This window comes from Streptomyces melanosporofaciens, from assembly GCF_900105695.1.
Taxonomy (GTDB): domain Bacteria; phylum Actinomycetota; class Actinomycetes; order Streptomycetales; family Streptomycetaceae; genus Streptomyces; species Streptomyces antimycoticus.
This window is the reverse complement of the sequence record NZ_FNST01000002.1, coordinates 4,379,732-4,401,379: the sequence shown is the minus strand read 5'-3', so window position 1 is coordinate 4,401,379 and position 21,648 is coordinate 4,379,732. Positions and strand designations below refer to the sequence as shown.

At 71.6% G+C, this 21,648-nt stretch carries 21 protein-coding genes and 1 pseudogene; 13 read left to right on the top strand and 9 right to left on the bottom strand.

The window, feature by feature from the left end; all coding sequences use genetic code 11:
* The first annotated feature begins 40 nt into the window (after positions 1-40).
* The 3 genes and pseudogenes from BLV72_RS21820 to BLV72_RS50005 form a co-directional block, all read left to right on the top strand.
* Complete coding sequence (locus BLV72_RS21820; RefSeq protein WP_093470478.1) at positions 41-1,252, top strand: pyridoxal phosphate-dependent aminotransferase; 1,212 nt, start codon at positions 41-43, stop codon at positions 1,250-1,252.
* A gap of 72 nt (positions 1,253-1,324) precedes the next feature.
* Positions 1,325-1,738, top strand: coding sequence for an SCO4983 family protein (locus BLV72_RS21815; RefSeq protein WP_093464263.1), 414 nt, complete (start codon positions 1,325-1,327; stop codon positions 1,736-1,738).
* An 18-nt stretch (positions 1,739-1,756) separates the two neighbouring features.
* Positions 1,757-2,008: pseudogene (locus tag BLV72_RS50005) on the top strand (toxic anion resistance protein); the annotation flags it as partial.
* A 113-nt stretch (positions 2,009-2,121) separates the two neighbouring features.
* On the opposite strand, the gene BLV72_RS21805 reads toward BLV72_RS50005, so the two are convergent.
* The gene (locus tag BLV72_RS21805) at positions 2,122-3,957 is read right to left on the bottom strand and encodes a phosphoenolpyruvate carboxykinase (GTP) (protein WP_208905694.1); all 1,836 of its coding nucleotides are present in this window, start codon (positions 3,955-3,957) and stop codon (positions 2,122-2,124) included.
* A gap of 246 nt (positions 3,958-4,203) precedes the next feature.
* On the opposite strand from BLV72_RS21805, the gene trhA reads away from it, so the two are divergent.
* Together trhA and BLV72_RS21795 are read left to right on the top strand one after the other, a co-directional pair.
* Positions 4,204-4,914 carry a PAQR family membrane homeostasis protein TrhA gene (gene trhA, locus BLV72_RS21800; protein ID WP_093464262.1) on the top strand — a complete coding sequence of 237 codons (711 nt, stop codon included), beginning with the start codon at positions 4,204-4,206 and terminating at the stop codon, positions 4,912-4,914.
* A 1-nt stretch (position 4,915) separates the two neighbouring features.
* Positions 4,916-5,620 carry a TetR/AcrR family transcriptional regulator gene (locus BLV72_RS21795; RefSeq protein ID WP_093464260.1) on the top strand — a complete coding sequence of 235 codons (705 nt, stop codon included), beginning with the start codon at positions 4,916-4,918 and terminating at the stop codon, positions 5,618-5,620.
* 72 nt (positions 5,621-5,692) lie between these two features.
* On the opposite strand, the gene BLV72_RS21790 is transcribed toward BLV72_RS21795, so the two are convergent.
* The 3 genes from BLV72_RS21790 to BLV72_RS51090 all read right to left on the bottom strand — a co-directional run bounded on the left by BLV72_RS21790 (position 5,693) and on the right by BLV72_RS51090 (position 8,345).
* Positions 5,693-7,729, bottom strand: a complete 2,037-nt coding sequence (locus BLV72_RS21790) for a thioredoxin domain-containing protein (protein WP_093464259.1) — start codon at positions 7,727-7,729, stop codon at positions 5,693-5,695.
* Between the two features lie 37 nt (positions 7,730-7,766).
* A complete protein-coding gene (locus BLV72_RS48810) occupies positions 7,767-8,099 on the bottom strand; it encodes an FAD-dependent oxidoreductase (RefSeq protein WP_208905692.1) in 333 nt (110 codons plus the stop codon).
* 114 nt (positions 8,100-8,213) lie between these two features.
* Positions 8,214-8,345, bottom strand: coding sequence for a hypothetical protein (locus tag BLV72_RS51090; protein WP_280143015.1), 132 nt, complete (start codon positions 8,343-8,345; stop codon positions 8,214-8,216).
* A gap of 202 nt (positions 8,346-8,547) precedes the next feature.
* Between BLV72_RS51090 and BLV72_RS21780 the strand changes: the two genes are divergently transcribed.
* The 3 genes from BLV72_RS21780 to BLV72_RS21770 all read left to right on the top strand — a co-directional run bounded on the left by BLV72_RS21780 (position 8,548) and on the right by BLV72_RS21770 (position 13,834).
* On the top strand, positions 8,548-9,405 hold the full coding sequence (locus BLV72_RS21780; RefSeq protein ID WP_093464257.1) for an NAD-dependent epimerase/dehydratase family protein: 858 nt from the start codon (positions 8,548-8,550) through the stop codon (positions 9,403-9,405).
* A gap of 45 nt (positions 9,406-9,450) precedes the next feature.
* Positions 9,451-10,389: a LysR family transcriptional regulator gene (locus BLV72_RS21775; protein ID WP_093464256.1), complete on the top strand. Its 939-nt coding sequence runs from the start codon at positions 9,451-9,453 to the stop codon at positions 10,387-10,389.
* A gap of 160 nt (positions 10,390-10,549) precedes the next feature.
* Positions 10,550-13,834 (top strand): tetratricopeptide repeat protein, encoded by a 3,285-nt coding sequence (locus BLV72_RS21770; RefSeq protein ID WP_093464254.1) that lies wholly within the window; start codon positions 10,550-10,552, stop codon positions 13,832-13,834.
* 172 nt (positions 13,835-14,006) lie between these two features.
* Here the strand turns inward: BLV72_RS21770 and BLV72_RS21765 are convergent, their stop codons facing one another.
* Positions 14,007-14,255 carry a hypothetical protein gene (locus BLV72_RS21765; RefSeq protein WP_059147898.1) on the bottom strand — a complete coding sequence of 83 codons (249 nt, stop codon included), beginning with the start codon at positions 14,253-14,255 and terminating at the stop codon, positions 14,007-14,009.
* A gap of 7 nt (positions 14,256-14,262) precedes the next feature.
* A complete protein-coding gene (mca, locus tag BLV72_RS21760) occupies positions 14,263-15,135 on the bottom strand; it encodes a mycothiol conjugate amidase Mca (protein ID WP_079059770.1) in 873 nt (290 codons plus the stop codon).
* A gap of 97 nt (positions 15,136-15,232) precedes the next feature.
* Here mca and BLV72_RS21755 point away from each other — a divergent pair, with 97 nt between their 5' ends.
* Positions 15,233-15,637 carry a DUF4307 domain-containing protein gene (locus BLV72_RS21755; protein WP_093464252.1) on the top strand — a complete coding sequence of 135 codons (405 nt, stop codon included), beginning with the start codon at positions 15,233-15,235 and terminating at the stop codon, positions 15,635-15,637.
* 187 nt (positions 15,638-15,824) lie between these two features.
* Positions 15,825-16,322: a transcription elongation factor GreA gene (greA, locus tag BLV72_RS21750; protein WP_014054533.1), complete on the top strand. Its 498-nt coding sequence runs from the start codon at positions 15,825-15,827 to the stop codon at positions 16,320-16,322.
* A 71-nt stretch (positions 16,323-16,393) separates the two neighbouring features.
* Here greA and BLV72_RS21745 read toward each other — a convergent pair whose 3' ends face one another.
* The 3 genes from BLV72_RS21745 to ilvA form a co-directional block, all read right to left on the bottom strand.
* Positions 16,394-17,257 (bottom strand): ABC transporter permease, encoded by an 864-nt coding sequence (locus BLV72_RS21745; RefSeq protein WP_093464251.1) that lies wholly within the window; start codon positions 17,255-17,257, stop codon positions 16,394-16,396.
* A complete protein-coding gene (locus BLV72_RS21740; protein ID WP_093464249.1) occupies positions 17,257-18,243 on the bottom strand; it encodes an ATP-binding cassette domain-containing protein in 987 nt (328 codons plus the stop codon). The genes BLV72_RS21745 and BLV72_RS21740 overlap by 1 nt, the downstream gene beginning before the upstream one ends.
* A 220-nt stretch (positions 18,244-18,463) precedes the next feature.
* The gene (gene ilvA / locus BLV72_RS21735; RefSeq protein WP_244320903.1) at positions 18,464-19,894 is read right to left on the bottom strand and encodes a threonine ammonia-lyase; all 1,431 of its coding nucleotides are present in this window, start codon (positions 19,892-19,894) and stop codon (positions 18,464-18,466) included.
* Positions 19,895-20,143: 249 nt separating this feature from the next.
* Here ilvA and BLV72_RS21730 point away from each other — a divergent pair, with 249 nt between their 5' ends.
* The 3 genes from BLV72_RS21730 to BLV72_RS21720 all read left to right on the top strand — a co-directional run bounded on the left by BLV72_RS21730 (position 20,144) and on the right by BLV72_RS21720 (position 21,584).
* On the top strand, positions 20,144-20,644 hold the full coding sequence (locus BLV72_RS21730) for a MarR family winged helix-turn-helix transcriptional regulator (protein ID WP_174887418.1): 501 nt from the start codon (positions 20,144-20,146) through the stop codon (positions 20,642-20,644).
* Between the two features lie 101 nt (positions 20,645-20,745).
* The gene (locus BLV72_RS21725) at positions 20,746-21,333 is read left to right on the top strand and encodes a sigma factor-like helix-turn-helix DNA-binding protein (RefSeq protein ID WP_208906041.1); all 588 of its coding nucleotides are present in this window, start codon (positions 20,746-20,748) and stop codon (positions 21,331-21,333) included.
* A complete protein-coding gene (locus tag BLV72_RS21720; protein WP_093464246.1) occupies positions 21,330-21,584 on the top strand; it encodes a hypothetical protein in 255 nt (84 codons plus the stop codon). Before BLV72_RS21725 ends, BLV72_RS21720 begins: the two co-directional genes overlap by 4 nt.
* Positions 21,585-21,648: the final 64 nt, after the last annotated feature.

The window sequence follows — 21,648 nt, the reverse complement described above, 5'->3', positions numbered from 1 at the left end:
CACCGAGCGGCCCCGGATACTCCGCCGTATGGTGGCCGACATGCAGGTGATCCAGTCCACGAAGCTCTCCAACGTCTGCTACGAAATCCGTGGCCCGGTGCTCGAGGAGGCGATGCGGCTGGAGGCGGCAGGACACCGCATCCTCAAGCTGAATACCGGCAATCCGGCGACCTTCGGCTTCGAATGTCCCCCGGAGATCCTCGAGGACATGCTCCGCAACCTCGGCGACGCCCACGGCTACGGCGACGCCAAGGGGCTGTTGTCCGCGCGGCGCGCGGTGATGCAGCACTACCAGACCCAGGGCATCGACCTCGATGTCGAGGACATCTTCCTCGGCAACGGCGTCTCCGAGCTGATCCAGATGTCGATGCAGGGCCTGCTCGACGACGGCGACGAGGTCCTCGTCCCGGCCCCCGACTATCCGCTGTGGACCGCCGCGGTCTCACTGGCCGGCGGCACCGCCGTCCACTACCGCTGCGATGAGCAGTCGGACTGGCTGCCGGACCTCGCCGACATCGAGCGCAAGGTCACCGACCGCACCAAGGCGCTCGTCATCATCAACCCCAACAACCCCACGGGTGCCGTCTACGGCGAGGAGACGCTGCGCGGGCTCACCGATATCGCCCGCCGCCATCAGCTGATCGTCTGCTCCGACGAGATCTACGACAAGATCCTCTACGACGGGGCCACCCACACCCCGACCACCACCGTCGCCCCCGATCTGCTGACCCTCACCTTCAACGGGCTCTCCAAGGCGTACCGGGTGGCGGGCTACCGCAGCGGCTGGCTCGCGGTCTGCGGCCCCAAGGCGCACGCCGCCAGCTATCTGGAGGGGCTGACCATCCTGGCCAATATGCGGCTGTGCGCCAATATGCCGGCGCAGCACGCGGTGGCCACGGCGCTCGGCGGCCGTCAGTCGATCAACGACCTGGTGCTCCCCGGCGGCCGGCTGCTGGAGCAGCGGGACACGGCGTACGACCTGCTGACCCAGATCCCGGGCGTCACATGCGTGAAGCCCAAGGGCGCGCTGTACGCGTTCCCCAAGCTGGACCCCAAGGTCTACAAGATCAAGGACGACCGGCAGATGGTGCTGGATCTGCTGCGGGCCGAGAAGATCATGATCGTGCACGGCACGGGATTCAACTGGCCGGAGCCGGATCACTTCCGCATCGTCACGCTGCCCGCCAAGAAGGATCTGGCGGACGCGGTGACCAGGATCGGGAACTTCCTGGACGGATACGGCCAACCCTGATCTTTCTAGTCTCGGCTCAACTTTAGACAGAGTCTAAGTTAGGATGGCCTCCTGACCCCTTGGAGGCCATCCATGTACGAGCCGATCCGCACCAAATCGGTCCACAGCATGGCCGAGCCCACGCCCGACTTCCCGCACCGCACCCGCGAAGAAGAGCTGGACATCCGGCTGGCCGGACATCTGACCGCGCTGCTCACCGTGACCGACGAGCTGCGCGCCCACACCCCGCACCCCGGCCTCGACGACGCCGCCCAGCGCCTCGCCGAGCAGGCCGCCCGCCTGCGCGACGGCCGCGCCCCGCTGCGCGCGGCACCCTCGACGACGGAGCCGGACACGGCGCATATAGCCGCCCTCCACCAGCGCGCCCACACCCTGGCCGGGTGGGCCCTGGTCGTGGCCACGTCCCGGAACGACACGGCGGCCTCGACGCTGGCGGCCGAGCGGCTGGAGGCACATGCGGCGGCGCTGGGGCTGACGGAGGCGTAGCCGGAACCATCCGGGGCCCCGCCCCAGCCCGTCGCCCCGGTCCTCCGGGAGAAGGCCGCGGGTCTGGTGCCGGTCGAGGACTCCGTACGGGAGGACATGGAGCGCCGCGCCGGCGAGTTGGTGGGCGGGCTCGCCGCCCTCGACGCCCGCTCCCCCGAGTCCGCCACCGGCATCGGCGAGATCGCGGGGCTCGGCGCCGGGGAGATGCGCAGCGCGGCCCAGCAGTCCAACCGGATGCTGGACCGCACGGTCCGCGCGATCGGGAAGGGGACGCGGGGCCTGACCGTAGCGGTGCGGGCTGTACGGCCGCCGCCGTGGAAAGGCCCGGGGCCCGCACCTGAGTGCGGGCCCCGGGCCTCGGGCTGCGCTCCTCGGGCTGTGGCTCAGCCCAGGCGCTTGACCAGCGCGTGGTACTCGTCCCACATCTCCTTCGGCGTGTGCTCACCGAAGGTGTTGAGGTGGTCGGGCACCAGCCCCGCCTCCTCGCGCCAGACCTCCTTGTCGACCGTGAGCAGCAGCTCGAGCTCGGCGTCGCCGAGGTCCAGCCCTTCGGTGTCCAGCGCCTCGGGCGTCGGCAGCACCCCGATCGGGCTCTCCACGCCCTCGGCCTTGCCGTCCAGCCGGTCGACGATCCACTTCAGCACCCGGCTGTTCTCGCCGAAGCCCGGCCAGACGAAGTGCCCGTCGGCGTCCTTGCGGAACCAGTTGACGTAGTAGATCTTCGGCAGCTTGGCGGCGTCCGCGTTCTTGCCGACCTTCACCCAATGGGCCATGTAGTCGCCCATGTTGTAGCCGCAGAACGGCAGCATGGCGAACGGGTCGCGGCGCAGCTCGCCGACCTTGCCCTCGGCCGCGGCGGTCTTCTCGCTCGCCACGTTGGCGCCGAGGAAGACGCCGTGCTGCCAGTCGAAGGACTCGGTCACCAGCGGAACGGCGCTGGCCCGGCGGCCACCGAAGAGGATCGCCGAGATCGGCACGCCCTTGGGGTCCTCCCACTCGGGCGCGATGATCGGGCACTGACCGGCCGGCACGGTGAAGCGGGCGTTGGGGTGGGCCGCGGGCGTCTCGCTCGCCGGGGTCCAGTCGTTGCCCTTCCAGTCGGTCAGATGGGCGGGCGGCTCCTCGGTCATGCCCTCCCACCACACATCGCCGTCGTCGGTGAGCGCGACATTGGTGAAGACCGAGTTCCCCCACAGGGTCTTCATCGCGTTGGCGTTGGTGTGCTCACCGGTGCCGGGCGCGACGCCGAAGAAGCCCGCCTCGGGGTTGATCGCGTACAGCCTGCCGTCCTCGCCGAACCGCATCCAGGCGATGTCGTCGCCGATCGTCTCGACCGTCCAGCCCCGGATGGTCGGCTCCAGCATCGCGAGGTTGGTCTTGCCACAGGCGCTCGGGAACGCCGCGGCCACGTACTTGGCCTCCCCGCGCGGCGGGGTGAGCTTGAGGATCAGCATGTGCTCGGCGAGCCAGCCCTCGTCCCGCGCCATCACCGAGGCGATGCGCAGGGCGTAGCACTTCTTGCCGAGCAGGGCGTTGCCGCCGTAGCCGGAGCCGTACGACCAGATCTCCCGCGCCTCGGGGAAGTGCGAGATGTACTTGGTCGAGTTGCACGGCCAGGGAACGTCGGCCTGGCCCGGCTCCAGCGGGGCGCCGAGGGTGTGGACGGCCTTGACGAAGAAGCCCTCGTCCCCGAGGACGTCGAGGACCTCCTGTCCCATGCGGGTCATGGTGCGCATGGAGACGGCGACGTAGGCGGAGTCGGTGATCTCGACGCCGATCGCGGACAGCGGCGAGCCGAGCGGGCCCATGCAGAAAGGCACGACGTACATGGTCCGGCCGCGCATCGAGCCCCGGAAGACGCCCTGCTCCCCGGCGAAGATCTCCCGCATCTCGTCGGGGTGTTTCCAGTGGTTCGTCGGGCCCGCGTCCGCCTCCTTCTCGGAGCATATGAACGTACGGTCCTCGACGCGCGCCACATCGCTCGGATCGGAGGCGGCGTAGTACGAGTTGGGGCGCTTGATCGAATCAAGGCGTGTGAAGGTGCCCTTTTCGACGAGCTCCGCGCACAGGCGGTCGTACTCCGCCTCCGAGCCGTCGCACCACACCACACGATCGGGCTGGGTGAGGGCGGCGATCTCGCCGACCCAGGAGACGAGCTCCTGGTGGTTCGTGGGGCTCGGGGTGGTCGTGAGGGAGGAAGCCACATTGCTGGGCGCCACGATCGCTCCATCCCGCCGGAACCGCACGCGCTCCGGCGTCTTGATTGAGGGTTTTGGACGAATATGTGCACTCATATTCGTTTATGGAGACAGCTACCCCTTGGGGGCTGCGACCCGGATGCTCAGCTCATCCGGTGCCGACCGCGCTCATTTGATCATCCGACTGTGTGGGCCATCTGTCCAGTGGGCACTTTGGTGACCATCACCACTCGACATGAACCGGTAACTTACGGTGGCGTAGGTAGCATGAGCGCCATGACTGCCGCCGCGCCCGATGCCGCCGTTGAAAACCCCCCAGGGCCCCCAGTTGCCCCGCCGCTCCCCCTGAAGCCGATGCTCCGCGGCTGGCTGCACGCCGGCATGTTTCCCGCGGTCCTGGTCTCGGGGGTGGTGCTGACGGCCCTCGCCGACAGTCCGCGCGGGAGGCTGGCCTGCGCCATCTTCACGCTCACCGCATGTGCGCTGTTCGGCACCAGCGCGCTGTACCACCGCGGCGATTGGGGACCGCGCACCGCCGCGGTGCTGCGGCGGCTGGACCACGCCAATATCTTCCTGATCATCGCGGGCACGTATACGCCCTTCACGATGCTGCTCCTGCCCGACGGCAAGAAACAGCTGCTGCTGTGGCTGGTGTGGGCCGGGGCGCTCGCCGGAATCGCCTTCCGGGTCTTCTGGGTCGGCGCCCCGCGCTGGCTGTACACCCCGTGCTACATCGCGCTGGGCTGGGCGGCCGTCTTCTTCCTGCCCGACTTCCTGCGCACCGGCGGCGCCGCCGTCATGACGTTGATCATCGTCGGCGGGCTGCTCTACAGCGTGGGCGCGGTGGTCTACGGCACCAAGCGCCCCAACCCCTCGCCCCGCTGGTTCGGCTTCCACGAGGTCTTCCACAGCTTCACGCTGGCCGCCTTCGTCGTGCACTACGTCGGCATCTCCTTGGTGGCGTATCAGCACGCCTGAGATGCCCAAGGCCACCACCACGTCACAGCCGTCGCAGCAGTCACAGCCGTCGCAGCCGTCACAGCCGGAGCGCAGGCCCGGGCCAGGGCTGCGCGAACGGAAGAAGATCAAGACCCGGCAGGCGATCCGGCGTGCAGCCCTGCGGCTCTTCACGGAGCAGGGCTACGACGCCACTCCGGTGGACCGGATCGCCGCGGCCGCCGACGTCTCGACCAGCACCGTCTTCCGCTACTTCCCGGCCAAGGAGGACATCGTCCTCACCGATGAGTACGACGCGCTCATGGCGGAGGCGATCCGCGAGCGTCCGCGGGACGAAACCCCGGCCGCCTCCCTGCGCCATGCCGTCGTAGGGCTGCTGGGGCCCGCGGCGGGTGCGGAGCGCGAGGAACTGCTGGCCCGGCTGGCCCTCGTACGGCAGGTCCCGGCGCTGCGCGCTCGGATGAGCGGCGGCCTGGCCGACAGCGGAACGCTGCTGGGCGAGGCGCTGGCCGAGCGCACCGGCCGGGCCCCGGACGACTTCGAGGTGCGGGTCGCGGTGGGCGCCGTCCTCGGCGCCCTGCGCGAAGCCGTCTTCCACTGCCTGGACCACCACCGGCCGCCGGCGACCACGGCGAGCACCGCGAAGGGCACCGCCACCCGCGCCGACGCCATGACGACGGCCATCGACCGGGCCCTGGACCTCCTCTCCCGAGGCATCCCGCTCTGACCCGCGAGGCGGGGCCCGGGATGGGCGGCGGGGGCGGGGCCCGCGGGTGCCCTGCCGCGCGCTTCCGGCGGCTCAGCCCCCCAGCTTGGCCGTCAGGGCCTCGACATCGGCCGTGGGTGCGTCGCAGGTGAAGCCGCGGCAGACGTACGCCGCCGGGCGTCCCTCCAGCAGCGGGCGGTCCTGCAGCAGCGGGACCTCCCCGGAGCCGGGCTCGCCGACCGCGACGACCGCCCCGGGGGCGGTGGCCAGGAGTGCGGCGCGGTGCAGGGCGCGGGTCGCCGGGTCGTCGCCGGGGCCGACCACGGCCACCTCGCGCGGCCCGTCGAGCCGGGCCTCGGCCACCGCCAGGCCCCAGCCGATGAAGCGGGGCACCCGGGGGCCGAGGGCCCGCACCACGGCGAGTGCGCGCTCGGCGGCCTCCCGGTGGCGGGAGCTGCCGGTGATGGCGGCGTAGGACAGCAGGGCCCCGGCGGCGGCCGTCCAGCCGGACGGCGCCGCGTTGTCCGTCGGGTCCTGGGGGCGGCGGATGAGCGCCTCGGCGTCATCGGCGGTGTCGAACAGCGTGCCGTCCTCGGCGGTGAACCGGGTCAGCACGGTGTCCATGAGCAGCCCGGCGAAGTCCACCCACGCCCCGTCTCCGGTGACGGCGGACAGGGCGAGGAAGCCCTCGGCCACATCCGCGTAGTCCTCCAGCACGGCCGCGTGAGCGCCCGCGGTGCCGTCGAGCGAGGTGCGGACCAGCCGCCCGCGCTGGTCCATGTGGAGACGCATCAGCAGGTCGGCGGCCTCGGTCGCGGCGTCCACCAGGTCGGGGCGGTCGAAATAGGCACCGGTCTCGGCGAGAGCCGCGACGGCCAGCCCGTTCCACGCGGCCACGATCTTGTCGTCGCGGCCGGGGCGGGCCCGCCGCTCCCGGGCGGCCAGCAGCCGCTCCCGTACGGAGCTGACTCGGCCCGCGTCCGCCGGCCGCTCCCCGTCGGGCAGCTGCAACACGGAGGCTCCCTGCTCGAAGGTGCCCTCCTGGGTCACGCCGAAATACCCGGCGGCGAACTCCGCGTCGGCCTCCCCCAGCACCTCGCGCAGTTGCTCGGGCGTCCACACGTAGTACGCGCCCTCGACATGCCTGCCGGTGCCGTCGTCGCTGTCGGCGTCCAGCGCGGAGGCGAAGCCGCCCTGTGCGGTGCGCAGCTCGCGGACCATGAAGTCCGCCGTCTCCAGCGCGACACGGCGCGCGAGATCCGAGCCGGTGGCGCGCCACAGATGGGCGTAGACCCGGCACAGCAGCGCGTTGTCGTACAGCATCTTCTCGAAGTGCGGCACGGTCCAGCCGGCATCGACGGAATAGCGGGCGAAACCGCCGCCGAGCTGGTCGTAGATACCGCCGCGGGCCATCGCCTCGCAGGTGGCGGACACCATCTGCAGCGCGCCCTCGGAGCCGGTGCGGGCGTGGTGGCGCAGCAGGAACTCCAGCGCCATGGACGGCGGGAACTTCGGCGCACCGCCGAAACCACCGCGCGTGGCGTCGAATTCGCGGGTCAGCCCCATGAGCGCGGCGTGCAGATCCTCCTCGCCGGGCGGCGCGGGCGCGTCCGAGCCCAGGGCGATCCCAGTGCGCTGGGCCAGGTCCTCCACGATCCGGCCGGCGACATCGACGACCTCCTCGCGGCGGTCCGCCCAGGCGGCGCCTACCCCCTCCAGCACCTGCCGGAAGGACGGCATACCGGGGCGGGGCCGGGGCGGGAAGTACGTGCCGAAGTAGAACGGCTGGGCCTCTGGGGTCAGAAAGACCGTCATGGGCCAGCCGCCCTGCCCGGTCGCGGCCTGCACCGCCTCCATGTACACCGCGTCGACATCCGGCCGCTCCTCGCGGTCGACCTTCACGGAGACGAAGTGGGCGTTGAGATACTCGGCGGTCTCCTTGTCCTCGAACGACTCATGGGCCATGACATGGCACCAGTGGCAGCTCGAATAGCCGACGCTCAGCAGCACGGGCACCCCGCGGCGACGCGCATCCTCGAACGCCTCGTCGGACCACGGCCACCATTCGACCGGGTTCTCGGCGTGCTGAAGCAGATAGGGGGACGTCTCGTGCGCCAGACGGTTCGGCATGGGTCCATCCTCCCCCACCCGGCGAGGCAGACCGAAGTTATCCACAGCACGTAACCAACGGGTCCCGGTAACCGCCACCGAGGGTGATCAGGTGCTCGGGGAGCTCGCCCAGCTCCATGATCGAGGTCGAGTCCAGGACGGGGACGCTCTGCGCGCCGCTGATGGTCAGCTGTCTGGGCCGGGTGCCCGTGTCGATGACGATCACCGACGCGCCGATCTCCCGCGTCCCGCCGTCCGGCAGGGCGATCTCGACCGTCTTGGGCCCGGTGAATCGGGCCTCGCCCTCGACCAGGTCGAGCCCTGCCTGCGGCAGGCGGCTCGCGTAGTTCTCCCGCCCGCCCGCGACCATCGCCCGCTTGCGCTCCCGCACGGCGCGAGGTCGACCGGCACCGGGCCGGTCCGTACGCCGTACTCCGCGGCGCCGGGCCTGGTGGGCGGGCGCGTGCGCTGGCGACCAGGGCCTTGGCCGGGGTGCACCCGGAGTTCACGCGGACGCCGCCCAGGTGGCCGCGCTCGACGAGCCCACCTTCCTGCCCGCCTTCGCGAGATCGATGGGCGGGAACCGGCCGCCCTGGCTGGTCCCGATCACCATCACGTCATAGCTCTCGTCTGCCACCCGGCCGTCGTAACCCTGTGCCGTTCCATGCGCACTGATCGTGGTGGGCGAGTGCGAGTGGGCGCCTTCGGCGGCGCACCGGGGGCACTCGTCCGCACTGATGCCGCCACGGCATCACAGGGGGCGGAACAGGTCTTGGACGCGGGTTCCTCCCCGGTCGCAGGGTGGAAGCGATCCCGAACGAAGCGGAAGGACGCACATCATGAAGGTCTTCGTCACCGGCGGCTCCGGTTACATCGGTAAGGCGGTCATCGAGGCGCTGCACCGCCACGGACACACCGTGCGCGCTCTGGCCCGCAGCGAGCACGCGGCCCAAGCGGTCCAGTCGCTCGGGGCGACCGCGGTGCGCGGGGGCCTTGGGGACCTCGCCGTTCTGAACGACGCCGCGGCTCACGCCGAGGCCGTCATCCACCTCGCCCAGGCCCAGACGGGCGAGGAAGACCTCGCCGCGGCCACCGCGCTGCAGGACGGCATCGGCCTGGGCACCTACGTCCACACCGGCGGCACCTGGGTCTACGGCGACACCGACGGCGTCGCGGACGAGGACGCTCCCTGGAACCCGCCGGCCGTGGTCGCCTGGCGCCACCCGGTCGAGGACGCCGTCCTCGACCGCGCCGTCCGCGGCGGCCGACCCGTGATCATCCGCGCCGGGCTGGTGTACGGCGGCGACAACCGGCTCATCGACGTCCTCTTCACCCAGCCCGGCCGGAAAGCGGGCGCCATCGCCTACATCGGCGACGGCCTCCAGCACTGGGCCCTGGTCCACGTCGAGGACCTCGCGGAACTCTATGTGGCGGCCCTGCGGGCCAAGGCCGGTTCGGTCTACGCGGGTGTCGGCGGAGTCAATCCGACGGCCCGGGACGCCGCACAGGCCGTGAGCCACGGAGTCGGGCTGGAGGGCAGGACCGTGTCCATCACCCTGGAGCAGGCCCGTGCGGAGATGGGGCCCGTCGCCGATGCCTTCGCCCTGGACCAGCAGTTCACCCCGGCCCGCGCCCGCGACGAGCTCGGTTGGGCCCCCGCCTTCACCGACCCGCTGGCCGTTTTCGCGCGAGGGTGACCGGCGCGTCCCCACGGACCTCGGGTAGGAAGGACGAGGGGGGCGATGAGAGAGGGCACCGGCGTGGACGTCGACCTGCGCAAGCTGCGCTACTTCGTGGCGGTCGCCGAGGAGCTGCACTTCGGCCGCGCCGCCGAGCGGCTGCATATCGCCCAGCCGGCCCTGTCCCGCCAGATGCGCGCTCTGGAGGACGACCTCGGCGTCCAGCTCCTGCGCCGCGACCGGCGGGGCACCGAGCTGACCGCGGCCGGAGCCCGGCTCCTGGCGGAAGCCCCCCGGCTGCTGGCGGCCAGCACGGCGATGGTCCGCGCGGTCACCGCCGCGGCCGCCGTGACCCCGAGGTTCACCATCGGTTTCATGCCCGGTATCACGGTGACCCCGGCGGTGCGCGCCCTGACCGCCCGCCACCCGGGGCTGGACGTCCGGCTGCTGCGGACCGGCTGGCAGGACCAGGTCGAGGTGCTGCACGACGGCCGAGCCGACGTCAGCATCGTCCGCCTGCCCATCGACCAGCGCGGTCTGCGGGTGCGGCCCCTGTTCACCGAACCCCGCGTCGTCGTGCTCCCCGCGGACCACCCGCTGGCCGCGAAGTCCGCGCTGCCGGTGGGCGACCTGGCCGGCGAGCATCTGCTCCAGGATCCCGACGCCGTACCGGAGTGGCGGGATGTGGCCGATGAGCTGCGCACCGGAGAGCGCGCCGAAGTCCCGCCGATCAACAGCGTGGAGGAGAAGCTCGAACTGGTCGCGGCCGGGGCCGGCATCTGCGTCATCCCGCTCTCCACCGCCACCTTCTACACCCGCCACGACGTCGTCATCCTCCCCGTCGAGGGCATCGGAGCCGGCCGTGTCTGTCTCGCCTGGAGCGCCACCCGCAGCTCACCGCTCATCACCGACTTCGCCGCCCTCGCCGATCTGCTGACCCCACCGCGCCTTCCGTCCGGAACGTCGGAGTCCGAGAACGACCGAGCCGACGGCGACCGCTGAGGCCCTCAGCCCCGCCTGTCAGGGGGCCGCAGTGAGCTGAAGCCCGGGCGTCACCGCCCGGCGGGGCAGGCGGAGTTGTCCACAGGGGAGTTATCCACAGGGCTGCCGGAAAAGAGCCAGAAACGGAAGACTGAGGGCACTGCTGCAGGAGGGGGATCACATGCCGGGGTCACTGGCGGTGCTGCGGGACAGCCACCGGACGGAAGTTGAGCGGCTGCTGTCGCGGGCCGTGGAGGAGGAGGTGCGCCGCTCGGGCGGGCGCACCGATGGCGGGGTGCTGCTCAGCCGGGCGCGGGGCGCGCTGGACGAGATGGCCGCGACCGCCGCGGAGGAGTACGGGGCGTATGTGCGCGCGTTGGACGAAGCCGACGCGGGCAGCAGTCCGCTCTCGGCGCGGCTGTCGCGCGGTCAGCTCGGCACCCCGGCGCTGGCCGCGACGGTCGCCGCGGCGGCGGCCTTCGGCGCGGATCTCACCTATGGCACCTCGGCGGGCACGGCGCTGGGCGCGGGGGTGACGGCCGCCGTGGCCGGTTCGGCCGCCGCCGTCGTCAAGCTCACCGCGCGCCATTGGCCCACCGCCCATCGCCAGGCCGCGCTGCGCAACCAGCCCGGCGGGCCCGAGCAGTTGCGGCTGCAGTGGCTCACGGCGGTCGAGGTGCGGGGCATCCGACCGTTCATCGACCAGCACCGGATGACCTCGGCCGCCGCCCGCCAGGGCGGCGGTTCGGCCAAGCGCTCCGCCTCCGTCACCGGTCAGGCGCCGAGGCTGCGCGGGGCGGACCGCAGCCAGGCGGCCCGCAGGCGCACCGTGCTGGAGCAGTCCTTCGCCCACCTTCCCGAGGCGGAGGGCCCGTTCGCCGGGCGCCGGGCGCAGCTCACCCAGATCGCGCAGTGGGTGCAGCAGGCCCGCGTGTCCACCGAGACCCAGCCCACGGTGGTGTTGCTGGAGGGCCCGCCGGGCTCCGGCCGGACCATGCTGGCCGTGCGGGCGGCCCACCATCTGCGCGATCAGTTCCGCGGTGCGTGCCTGGTCGATCTGCGCGGCGACAGCCCCGAGCAGGCCCCGCTGCCCACCCGCGACGCCCTGCTGCATCTGCTGAACCGGCTCGGCGCACCCCGCGACCAGCTGCTCTTCCGGGAGCGGTCCTCGCAGGACCAGCACATCAGACGGCTCACCGAGCTGTATCACCAGTATCTGACCGGGCTGCCGGTCACCATCGTGCTGGACGACGCCCGCGACGCCGAGCAGGTGCGCACCCTGATCCCGGAGCGGTCCGACAGCCTGGTCCTGATCACCTCGCGCACTCCGCTCGATCTGCCGTCCGACCTCGCCGCCCGGGTGCACCGGATGGAGGTGGGCCCGCTGGACGAGCCGGGCGCCGAGGAGCTGCTGCGGACCTCCGCCGAGGAGCCCAGCGGGGCGGGCCCCTACGACGGGCAGTCCGTGGAGCGGATCGCCGAGCTGTGCGGGCGGCTGCCGCTGGCGCTGCGGATCGCGGGCTCCTCGCTCGGCCCGCGCACCCCCGCCGCCCTGGTCACCGAGCTGGAGGCGTACGGCCCGGTGGGCGCGATCGAGCGCGCCCTGTGGCTGCGCTACACCGACCAGCAGGACGGCGCCCGGCGGCTGCTGCGCCGGCTGGCGCTGGCCGGGCGGGCCAGCCTGGGCGGCGCGGCGGCCGCGGCGCTGCTGGACACCGATGAGCAGGAGGCCGGCCGCCATCTGGAGGCGCTCGGCCGGGCCGGGCTGATCCAGCATGTGCGCGGCAGCCGCTACCGCCTCCATGACCTGGTGCGCTCCTTCGCCCATGCCCGGCTGCTCGACGAGGAGCAGCCGGACCAGCGCACCGCCGCGCAGGAGCGGCTGATCCGCAGCTATGCCGAGCTCGCGGATTCGGTGATCCGGCTGGTCGACGGCAAGACCTCGACCCGTGCCGACAAGTTCGGCAAGGGCGCGGCGGGCGGCCATGGCTTCACCTCGCTGGACGCGGCGCTGCGCTGGCTGGACGACGAATCGAGCTTCATCACCGCCGCCCTGCGCCATGCGGAGGGCGTGGACCAGTCCGCGGTGCTGCATCTGCTGGGCGCCCTGTGCGACTACTGCCTGCTGCGCGGCGATCTCTACCGGCTGGGCGAGATCAGCGAGCTCACCCAGGCCGTGGACCAGGGGCTGCTGATGCGGTCCGTGCAGTGGCGCACCGGTATCGCGGCCCGCCAGCTCGGCGAGCTGGACCAGGCGCGCACCACGCTGTCCTCGGTGGTGGACCTGTATTTCGAGGCGCAGCACCAGGCGGGCGCGGCCCGTGCCCTGTGCAGTCTCGGTATCACCCTGCATCACCAGGGCAATCTCGGGGAGGCCGCGGCGAAGCTGCGCGAGGCGCTGGAGCTCCAGCAGGCCGAGGAGCTGCGCGGTGACCGGGGCTGGACGATGCACGCCCTGGCGGCGGTGGAGCGCGACCGCGGCGGGCTGGCCGAGGCGCTGGAGCTGCTGGACGCGGCCCTGGAGCTGCATCAGGAGAACGAGAGCCTGCACGGCCAGGCGTGGGCGCATTTCCAGCTCGGCCAGGCATGTCTGCGGATGGGCGATGTGCCGCGCGCCGAGGCCGAGCTGCGGGGCGCGCTGGACGCCTACAGCCGCACCCATGACCAGCGCGGTGAGGCATGGGCGCTCACCCAGCTCGCCCGGGCCCGGCTGGTGGCCGGGGAGGCGTCGGCGGCCGTCGACCAGCTGCGCCAGGCCCTCTCCCGCCACCGGGAGAACGAGGACGCGCGGGGTGAGGCATGGACGCTGTACTACCTGGGCCAGGCGCTGGAGGAGCGCGGCGACCACGATTCGGCGTTGCGCGAGCTGGAGCGGGCCCGTCTGATGTTCAACCGGATGCGGGATGTGTACGGGCTGGCGTGCTCCCGCCATCACTCGGCGCGGGTCACCCGTGATCTGCGGGCGGCGCAGACGGGCTCGCTGCGCAACAGCGGCTTCGCCCGGCAGCTTCTCCAGGACGCGCGGCATGACTTCCGGCGGGTGGGCGTGGCCCATGGCGAGGCATGGTCCTGCGTCGAGCTGGCGGTGATCGATGCGGGAAACGGCAAGGCGGCGCAGGCGCTGGAGCTGGTGGACGAGGCGGCCGGGCTGTTCGCGGGGTACGGGGACCGGCGCGGCCGCTCCTGGGCCCGGTTCCTGCGCTGCACCCTGCTGCCGTTCGCCTCCGCGGGCGGCTCGGTCATCGGCACGGCGGTGGCCCAGGAGGAGCTGGCGGAGCTGGCACGGGAGATGCGCGAGGAGGGCACGGCGGGCGATTCCCGGCTGGAGGGGTGCGCGGAGGCGTTCGCGCTGGTGCTGGAGCGCGGCGTCGAGCCGGAAACGGGGTGGCAGGCATGGCAGCTCGGCATGGTGCCGAGCCGCCACTCGCGCGAGGTCATGGCCGTGCTGGCGGAGCCTCGCGGCTAGGCCGGACAGGGCCTGGTCACGAAGAGCGCGGAGAGGGGGCCGGGATACGCGAGCCCGTCGGCCGGGCCGGGATACGCGAGATCCCGTCGGCCGGGCCGGGATACATGTGATCCCGGCGGCCGGGCCGTGAGGCCCCGCTCACGCGGGGCACGCGGTCGGACCCGGCCAGGGTTCAGGCCGTGCGCTCCTCGCCCTTGGTCGCTTCGGCGGAGGCCGTCGCCGGAGCCTTGCCGGGCTCCGGCCCCTCCTCGAAGTCCACCCGCTTCATGTGCTTGTTCATGGACTTCATCAGGAACCACACCGCCGCGCCGATCACGGCGAAGACGATGAAACCGAGGACGCCCGGGGTCACCTTGTTCTCGTCCAGGTCCTTGGCGAGCGGGACGAGATGCGTCATGGCGAGGGTGCTGGTGGCGCTCATCATGGGCTCAATTGTTGCGGATGCCCGCGAAGAGGTCGTCCTCGGGGAGGGAGGTGTCCACAAGAGACTTGGCGAGCTCGTACTCCTCGGTGGGCCAGACCTCCCGCTGGACGTCCATGGGCACCCGGAACCAGCCGCCGTCGGGATCGATCTGCGTACGGTGCGCGATCAGCGCCTTGTCGCGGATCTCGAAGAAGTCGGCGCAGGGCACATAGGTGGTCAGGGTGCGCTCGGGCCGGTTGAACGTCTTCCAGCGCTCCAGCCACTCCTCGTACGGCGAGTCCAGACCGCGGGCCAGCAGCGCCTCATGCAGGGCGACGGTGCGCGCCCGGTTGAAGCCCTGGTTGTAGTAGAGCTTCTGCGGCTGCCAGGGCTCCCCCGCCTCCGGGTACTTCTCGGGGTCACCCGCCGCCTCGAAGGCCACCATCGTGATCTTGTGGGTCATGATGTGGTCGGGGTGCGGATAGCCGCCGTTCTCGTCATAGGTGGTGATCACCTGCGGCTTGAACGAGCGGATCAGCCTCACCAGGGGCTCCGCCGCCGCCTCGACGTCCTGCAACGCGAAGCAGCCCTCGGGCAACGGCGGCAGCGGATCGCCCTCGGGCAGTCCGGAGTCCACAAAGCCCAGCCACTCCTGTTTGACGCCGAGGATCTCGCGCGCCTCGTCCATCTCCTTGGCCCGGACCTCGTGGATGTTCTCCTCGATGTAGGGGTCGCCCTGGAGCTTGGGATTGAGGATGGAGCCGCGCTCTCCGCCTGTGCAGGTCGCGACCAGCACGTCCACCCCCTCAGACACGTACTTGGCCATGGTGGCCGCGCCCTTGCTCGACTCGTCATCGGGGTGCGCATGCACGGCCATCAAACGCAGCTGCTCAGTCAAGTTCGATCCTCAGTGATTCGTCGTGGGAGACGGCTTCTATAGTGACCTAAACCAGGGACAAATAATTCCGATGTCTCTCCCAGCAGGAGGAACGCCCATGGCCGCCGTGCGCGAGGGTCTTCCCGACGGGCGTTACGGCCGGTCCGCGGACGCCCGTGCCGACCGCACGCTGAAGATCGTCGGCGCGGTGCTCGGTGCCGGGCTGCTGGCCCTGATCGCGTGGTTCGGATACGACTACATCGCCGGTCAGGACGTCAGCGGCCGGTTGACCGGTTTCAAGGTGGTCGCCGACGACGCCGTCGACGTCCGGCTGGAGATCACCAAGGACAAGGACGCCACCGGCGTCTGCACCGTGCGTACCCTGGATGAGTACCACGACGAGGTGGGCCGGAAGGACTTCACCTTCGACCAGCGCGAGGGCGACCTGGTCAAGGTGGTGACCGTGCGCACCACGGCCCGGGCGACCACCGCCGAGCTGATCGGCTGCGAGCCCGGACGATAATCGAACCGGACGTGTCGGCGGCTGCCCCGATCTGACCAGCACTGACGGCTTTCCTGCGCATTGCGCCCAGTTCCCTCCTCCCCGTTTCTTGCCGGAATTGTTAGGCTCGTGGTTTCGCCCCGCTTTGAAGGCGCACCCTTCTGAGTAGGGCGTTCATTTGTATTCCCAGCACCGACGAGGAGCACCTGTGACCCAGACCAGCGAGAACGTCACCTGGCTGACCCAGGAGGCGTACGACCAGCTCAAGGCCGAGCTGGAGTACCTGTCGGGTCCCGCACGTGTCGAGATCGCGAAGAAGATCGAGGCTGCCCGGGAGGAAGGTGACCTCCGGGAGAACGGGGGCTACCACGCCGCCAAGGAGGAGCAGGGCAAGCAGGAGCTCCGAGTGCGTCAGCTGACGCAGCTCCTGCAGCAGGCGAAGGTCGGCGAGGCACCCGCGGACACCGGCGTGGTCGCCCCCGGCATGGTCGTCACCATCGCGTTCGACGGCGACCCGGACGACACCCTGACCTTCCTGCTCGCCTCCCGTGAGTACGCGAGCGCGAACATCGAGACCTACTCGCCGCAGTCCCCGCTGGGCTCGGGCGTGAACGGCAAGAAGGTCGGCCAGGACGCGGAATACGAGCTGCCCAACGGCCGCACCGCCTCGGTGCGGATCCTGGAGGCCAAGCCGTACCAGGGCTGAGCGCCCGGTGTGGAGCCCCGGCCGGACGGCCGGGGCTCCTCCACGATCGCCACACCCCTCAGCGGGGCCGCTCAGGCGGTCGCCGAGCGGTATTTGCGCACCGCCAGCGTCCGGAAGAGCACGATGATCAGCAGCGACCAGAGAACCGACGCCAGCGCCGGATGCTGCATCGGCCAGGCATCCGAGACCACGCCCTCCGGATTGCCGAACAGCTGCCGGGACGCCTGCACCGTCGCACTGAAGGGGTTCCAGTCGGCGATATGGCCCAGCACGGCGGGCATCTTGCTGGACGGCACGAAGGCGTTCGAGATGAACGTCAGCGGGAAGAGCCAGATCAGCCCGCCCGAGGTGGCCGCCTCCGGCGTCCGTACCGACAGGCCGATCAGCGCGCCGATCCACGAGAAGGCGTAGCCGAGCAGAAGCAGCAGCGCGAACGCGCCCAGCGCCTTCAGGACGCCGTCATGGACCCGCCAGCCCACGATGACCGCGACGATCGCCAGCACCACCAGCGTCAGCGCCGTCTGCACGAGATCGGCGAGCGTACGGCCGGTGAGCACCGCGCCCCGCGCCATCGGCAGTGAGCGGAAGCGGTCGATCAGCCCCTTGTGCATATCGTCGGCGATCCCCGCCCCCGCGCCCGCCGTGGCGAACGTCACGGTCTGCGCGAAGATCCCCGCCATCAGGAACTCGCGATACACCGTGGCATCCGCGCTGGCCTGCCCCGGCACCATGATCGCGCCGCCGAAGACATAGCTGAACAGCACCACGAACATGATCGGCTGCACCAGGCCGAACACCACCATCTCCGGGATGCGCATCATCCGCAGGAGATTGCGCTTGGCGACCACCAGCGAGTCCCGGACGGAGCGCAGCGGTCCGCCGCGCGGCCGGGGGGCCGCCGTGACGGTGGCACCGGTCTCCTCGACGACGGCCATCACTCGACTCCCTTGCTCTCGGCCTCGCCGCCGCCCTGGAGTCCGTCCTCGGTTCCATGGCCGGTGAGGGAGATGAACACGTCGTCCAGGGTCGGGCGGCGCAGTCCGATGTCGTCGATCTCCACACCGCGGGTGTCCAGTTCGCGGATGACCTCGGCGAGCAGCTTGGCGCCGCCCACGACCGGGACGGTGACCTGACGGGTGTGCTGCTGCACGGTCGTCTCGCCCTTGCCCAGGACCCGCAGGACCTGCTCGGCGACCGCGATGTGCTCGCGCTCATGCACCACGACCTCGACCCGCTCCCCGCCCGTATGGGCCTTGAGCTGGTCGGAGGTGCCGCGGGCGATGACCCGGCCGCGGTCGATCACGCAGATGTCATGTGCCAGATGGTCCGCCTCCTCCAGATACTGCGTGGTCAGCAGCAGCGTCGTGCCACCGGCCACCAGCTCCTGGATGACCTCCCACAGCGCCTGCCGGTTGCGCGGGTCCAGACCGGTGGTCGGCTCGTCCATGAACATCACGGGCGGGCTGACCACCAGGGCCGCGGCGAGGTCCAGCCTCCGGCGCATCCCGCCGGAGTACGTCTTGGCGGTGCGGTCGGCCGCCTCGGCGAGGCTGAACCGCTCCAGCAGCTCACTCGCGCGGGACTTGGCCGCCCGCGCTCCCATCTGGTAGAGCTGGCCGACCATCTGGAGGTTCTCGCGGCCGGTCAAATACTCGTCCACGGCCGCGAACTGGCCGGACAGCCCGATGGAGCGGCGGACCTCGTCGGGGTTCTTCAGCACGTCCACCCCCGCGACCACCGCCGTTCCGCTGTCCGGGCGCAGCAGCGTGGTGAGCACGCGCACCGCGGTGGTCTTGCCGGCGCCATTGGGGCCGAGCAGTCCGAGCACGGTTCCTTCCGGTACGTCGAGATCGACGCCGTCCAGAGCCCTTACGTCGCCGAAGGTCTTCACCAGACCCTCGGCGTGAATAGCGCCTGGCATGTTGGCACTCCCGGGGTTGGGGCCGTTCCACACTCAATCAAGGCATAAGTCCGCCCATATGGGCAGCGCTCGGCAGCAACTGGACGGCAATGGTACCGGGAACGCGATACATCGCGACATACGCGAGGAGAAGATAGTCAGACCCGGGGGCGACGAGGCCCCGGGCCGTCGGGGCATCAGCCCCGCCGCGGGGCCCGCGGCGGCGGGCCGTCTCCCGTCGTCAGGCCATCACCGTGTAACCGGCCCCGCGCAGCGCCTCCCGGACCTCCTCGCAGTGGTCCGTCCCCTTCGTCTCCAGATGCAGCTCCACCTCGGCCTCGCTCAGCCCGAGCCGCGGATTGGTGCGCACATGGCTGACGTCGAGCACATTGGCGTCCAGCGTCGACAGCACTCCCAGCAGCGTGGCCAGCGCCCCCGGCCGGTCCGTGAGCCGCAGCCGCAGCGACAGATAGCGCCCCGCCGCGGCCATGCCGTGCCGCAGGATGCGCTGCATCAACAGCGGATCGACGTTGCCGCCCGAGAGCACCGCGACCACCGGCCCCTCGAAGGACTCCGGCGCCGACAGCAGCGCGGCCACCGGGCTCGCGCCCGCCGGCTCCACCACCAGCTTCGCCCGCTCCAGGCAGAGCAGCAGCGCGCTGGACAGCTCGTCCTCGGTGACCGTACGGACCTCGTCGACGAGATCGTCGATGATCTGGAACGGCACATCGCCCGGCCGCCCCACCTTGATGCCGTCCGCCATCGTCACGGGCGCCTCGATCGAGACCGGCCGCCCGGCCGCCAGCGACGGCGGATACGCCGCGGCGCCCTCCGCCTGCACCCCCACCACCCGCACATCCGGCCGCAGGGCCTTCACCGCCACCGCGATCCCGGCCGCCAGCCCGCCCCCGCCGATGCCCACCACCACGGTGCGCACCTCGGGGCACTGCTCCAGGATCTCCAGCCCCACCGTGCCCTGCCCCGCGATGATGTCCGGGTGGTCGAAGGGGTGGATGAAGACCGCGCCCGTGCGCTCGGCGTACTCCTGCGCCGCCCGCATCGTCTCGTCCACGATCTGGCCGCGCAGCCGCACCTCGGCGCCGTAGTCCCGGGTGGCCGCGATCTTCGGCAGCGGGGCGCCCTCGGGCATGAAGACCGTCGAGCGCACGCCCAGCAGCGAGGCGGCGAGGGCGACGCCCTGCGCATGGTTCCCGGCGCTCGCCGCGACCACCCCGGCCGCCCGCTCCTCGGGGCTGAGCCCGGAGATCCGCACATAGCCGCCGCGCAGCTTGAACGACCCGGTGCGCTGGAGGTTCTCGCATTTGAGGTGGACCGGCGAGCCGACCAGACCGGACAGATAGCGGCTGCCCTCCAGCGCGGTGAGCCGGGAGATCCCCGACAGCGTCTTCTGCGCCCCGCGGATGTCGTCGAGCGTGATCGTCTTGATCGTCTCGGGTTCCTCGGAGGCGGAAGCGGAGGCAGAGCCCCCGGAGGCGGAGCCCTCGGGCCCGGACCCCTCGGAGCCAGAAGCGGAGGCGGACCGCCCCGAGCCGGAAGCGAGGCCAGACCCCGCGGAACCCGTGGAGGCGGTAGCAGAAGCGGAGGAGGTGGGGTGCGAGGCCGGGCCGGACCCGGAGCCGGGCCCGTCCTCGTCGCCGTGTCGTGCAGCCATGGTCCCCAGTCTGGCAGCTCACCCCGGCGGGCCCCCGCGGCCCGGGCCGGTGCGGGTCCGGTGCCGGGCCGGTGCCGGTCGGGTATTCGGGCCAAGGCCCACGGCGGGCCACGACGACGGAGAACGGCTCAGAACGGCAGGTTGTGGCTCGGAGGTCGTCAGGTTTCTGCAGCCCCCGTACGGGCAGGGCCCCGGCCGCGTACTCTGTGCCACATCCCACAGACCACCGCATGAAGTGAGCCCTAGGCCATGCCCACCCAATCGGACATGACGACTCAACTCGACACCGGCGTACTGGACACGCTCCAGCATCAGGTCGCCGTCTTCGCCCGCCGTGCGGAACAGACCCGGCTCGGCGGCGTCGGCCAGGCCCGCAACTCCATGGACCGAGCCGCGTATCTGCTGCTCAACCGGCTCGACCAGGAAGGCCCGATGGGGGTCAAGGCGCTCGCGGGGAGCATGGGCATCGACTCGTCCACCGTGACCCGCCAGGTCGCCCCGCTGGTCGACTCCGGCATGGTCAAGCGCACCTCGCACCCCGAGGACGGCCGCGCGGTCGTGCTGCAACTCTCCCCACGCGGCAAGGCCCGCCTGGAGGAAGTGCGCTCCTCACGGCGCGACCTGATGGCCCGCGTGACCGACGACTGGACGGCGGAGGAGCGCGATCTCTTCTGCGATCTGCTGACCCGGTTCAACAGCGCCCTCTCCGCCGCACACAGCACGGTGCCCCAGGCGGCGCCCGCCACCTGACCCCCGGCGCGACCGCGCAGAGCTCGCAGACCTCTTGGCAGACCTCTTGACCGGGTGCCCGTGCCTGCCGTGTCCTAAAGGAACGGGAGGCGGAGGACGTGGTGCGAGAGCGGCGGGCAGCACGGGATGGCCGCCGGGCCCGGGAGTTCGAGGTATTCGTCGCGGGCGCGGGTGGCCGCCTGCTGCATGCGGCCGCGCTGCTCACGGGGGAGCCGACGGGGGACACCGAAGCCGCCGAGCGCCTGCTGACCGCCGCGCTCGCGCGCACGTACGCCCGCTGGGACCGGCTGCGCGGCGAGGATCCGTACGACCACACCCGCCGGACGCTGGCCGCCCTCTTCGCCCACCGAGGCCACCGCTACCGCCACCCGCGCGGCGGCCTCCTGGCCCGGCTCACCCCGCAGGAGCGGCTGGTGCTGGTGCTGCGGCTGTACGAGGGGGTCGCGGAGGAGCAGACGGCGGCGGCACTCGGCCTCCCGGTCGAGCGGGTCCGGGCGATCTGCACCCGCGCGGTGACGGCGATGCGCAGCGCGGCGCCGCGGCGTAGCGCGTACGGAACGCCCCCGTCCACCGGAACGCCCCCGTCCACCGGAACGCCCCCGTCCACCGGAACGCCTCCGTCCAAGGCCCGCCGGATGGCCACCGAAGCTGGAACCGGGGCCGGAGCCGGGACCGGGGTGGCGCCATGAGCTTTCCGGACCGCAAGGAGACCGAGGTCCGCCGGATGCTGGAGGGCCCGCATCCGGTGCTGCCGCCGGATCTGGCGGGCCGGGCGACCGAACGGGGACGGCGGATGCTCCGCCGCCACCAGTTCGTACGCACCGTCGGCTGGCTGCTGCTGTTCGCCGCGGTCGTCGCCTTCGCCGTCTGGGCGGCGATCGTCGAACCGTGGACCGCGCCGCCGCCCACCGACACCACCCCACCCCTCGAAGGATGGTGACCGCCCTCAAAGGTTCGCGGGCCAGGCGGTCGGGCGGGCAGGCGATCAGGCAGCCACCCGCCCC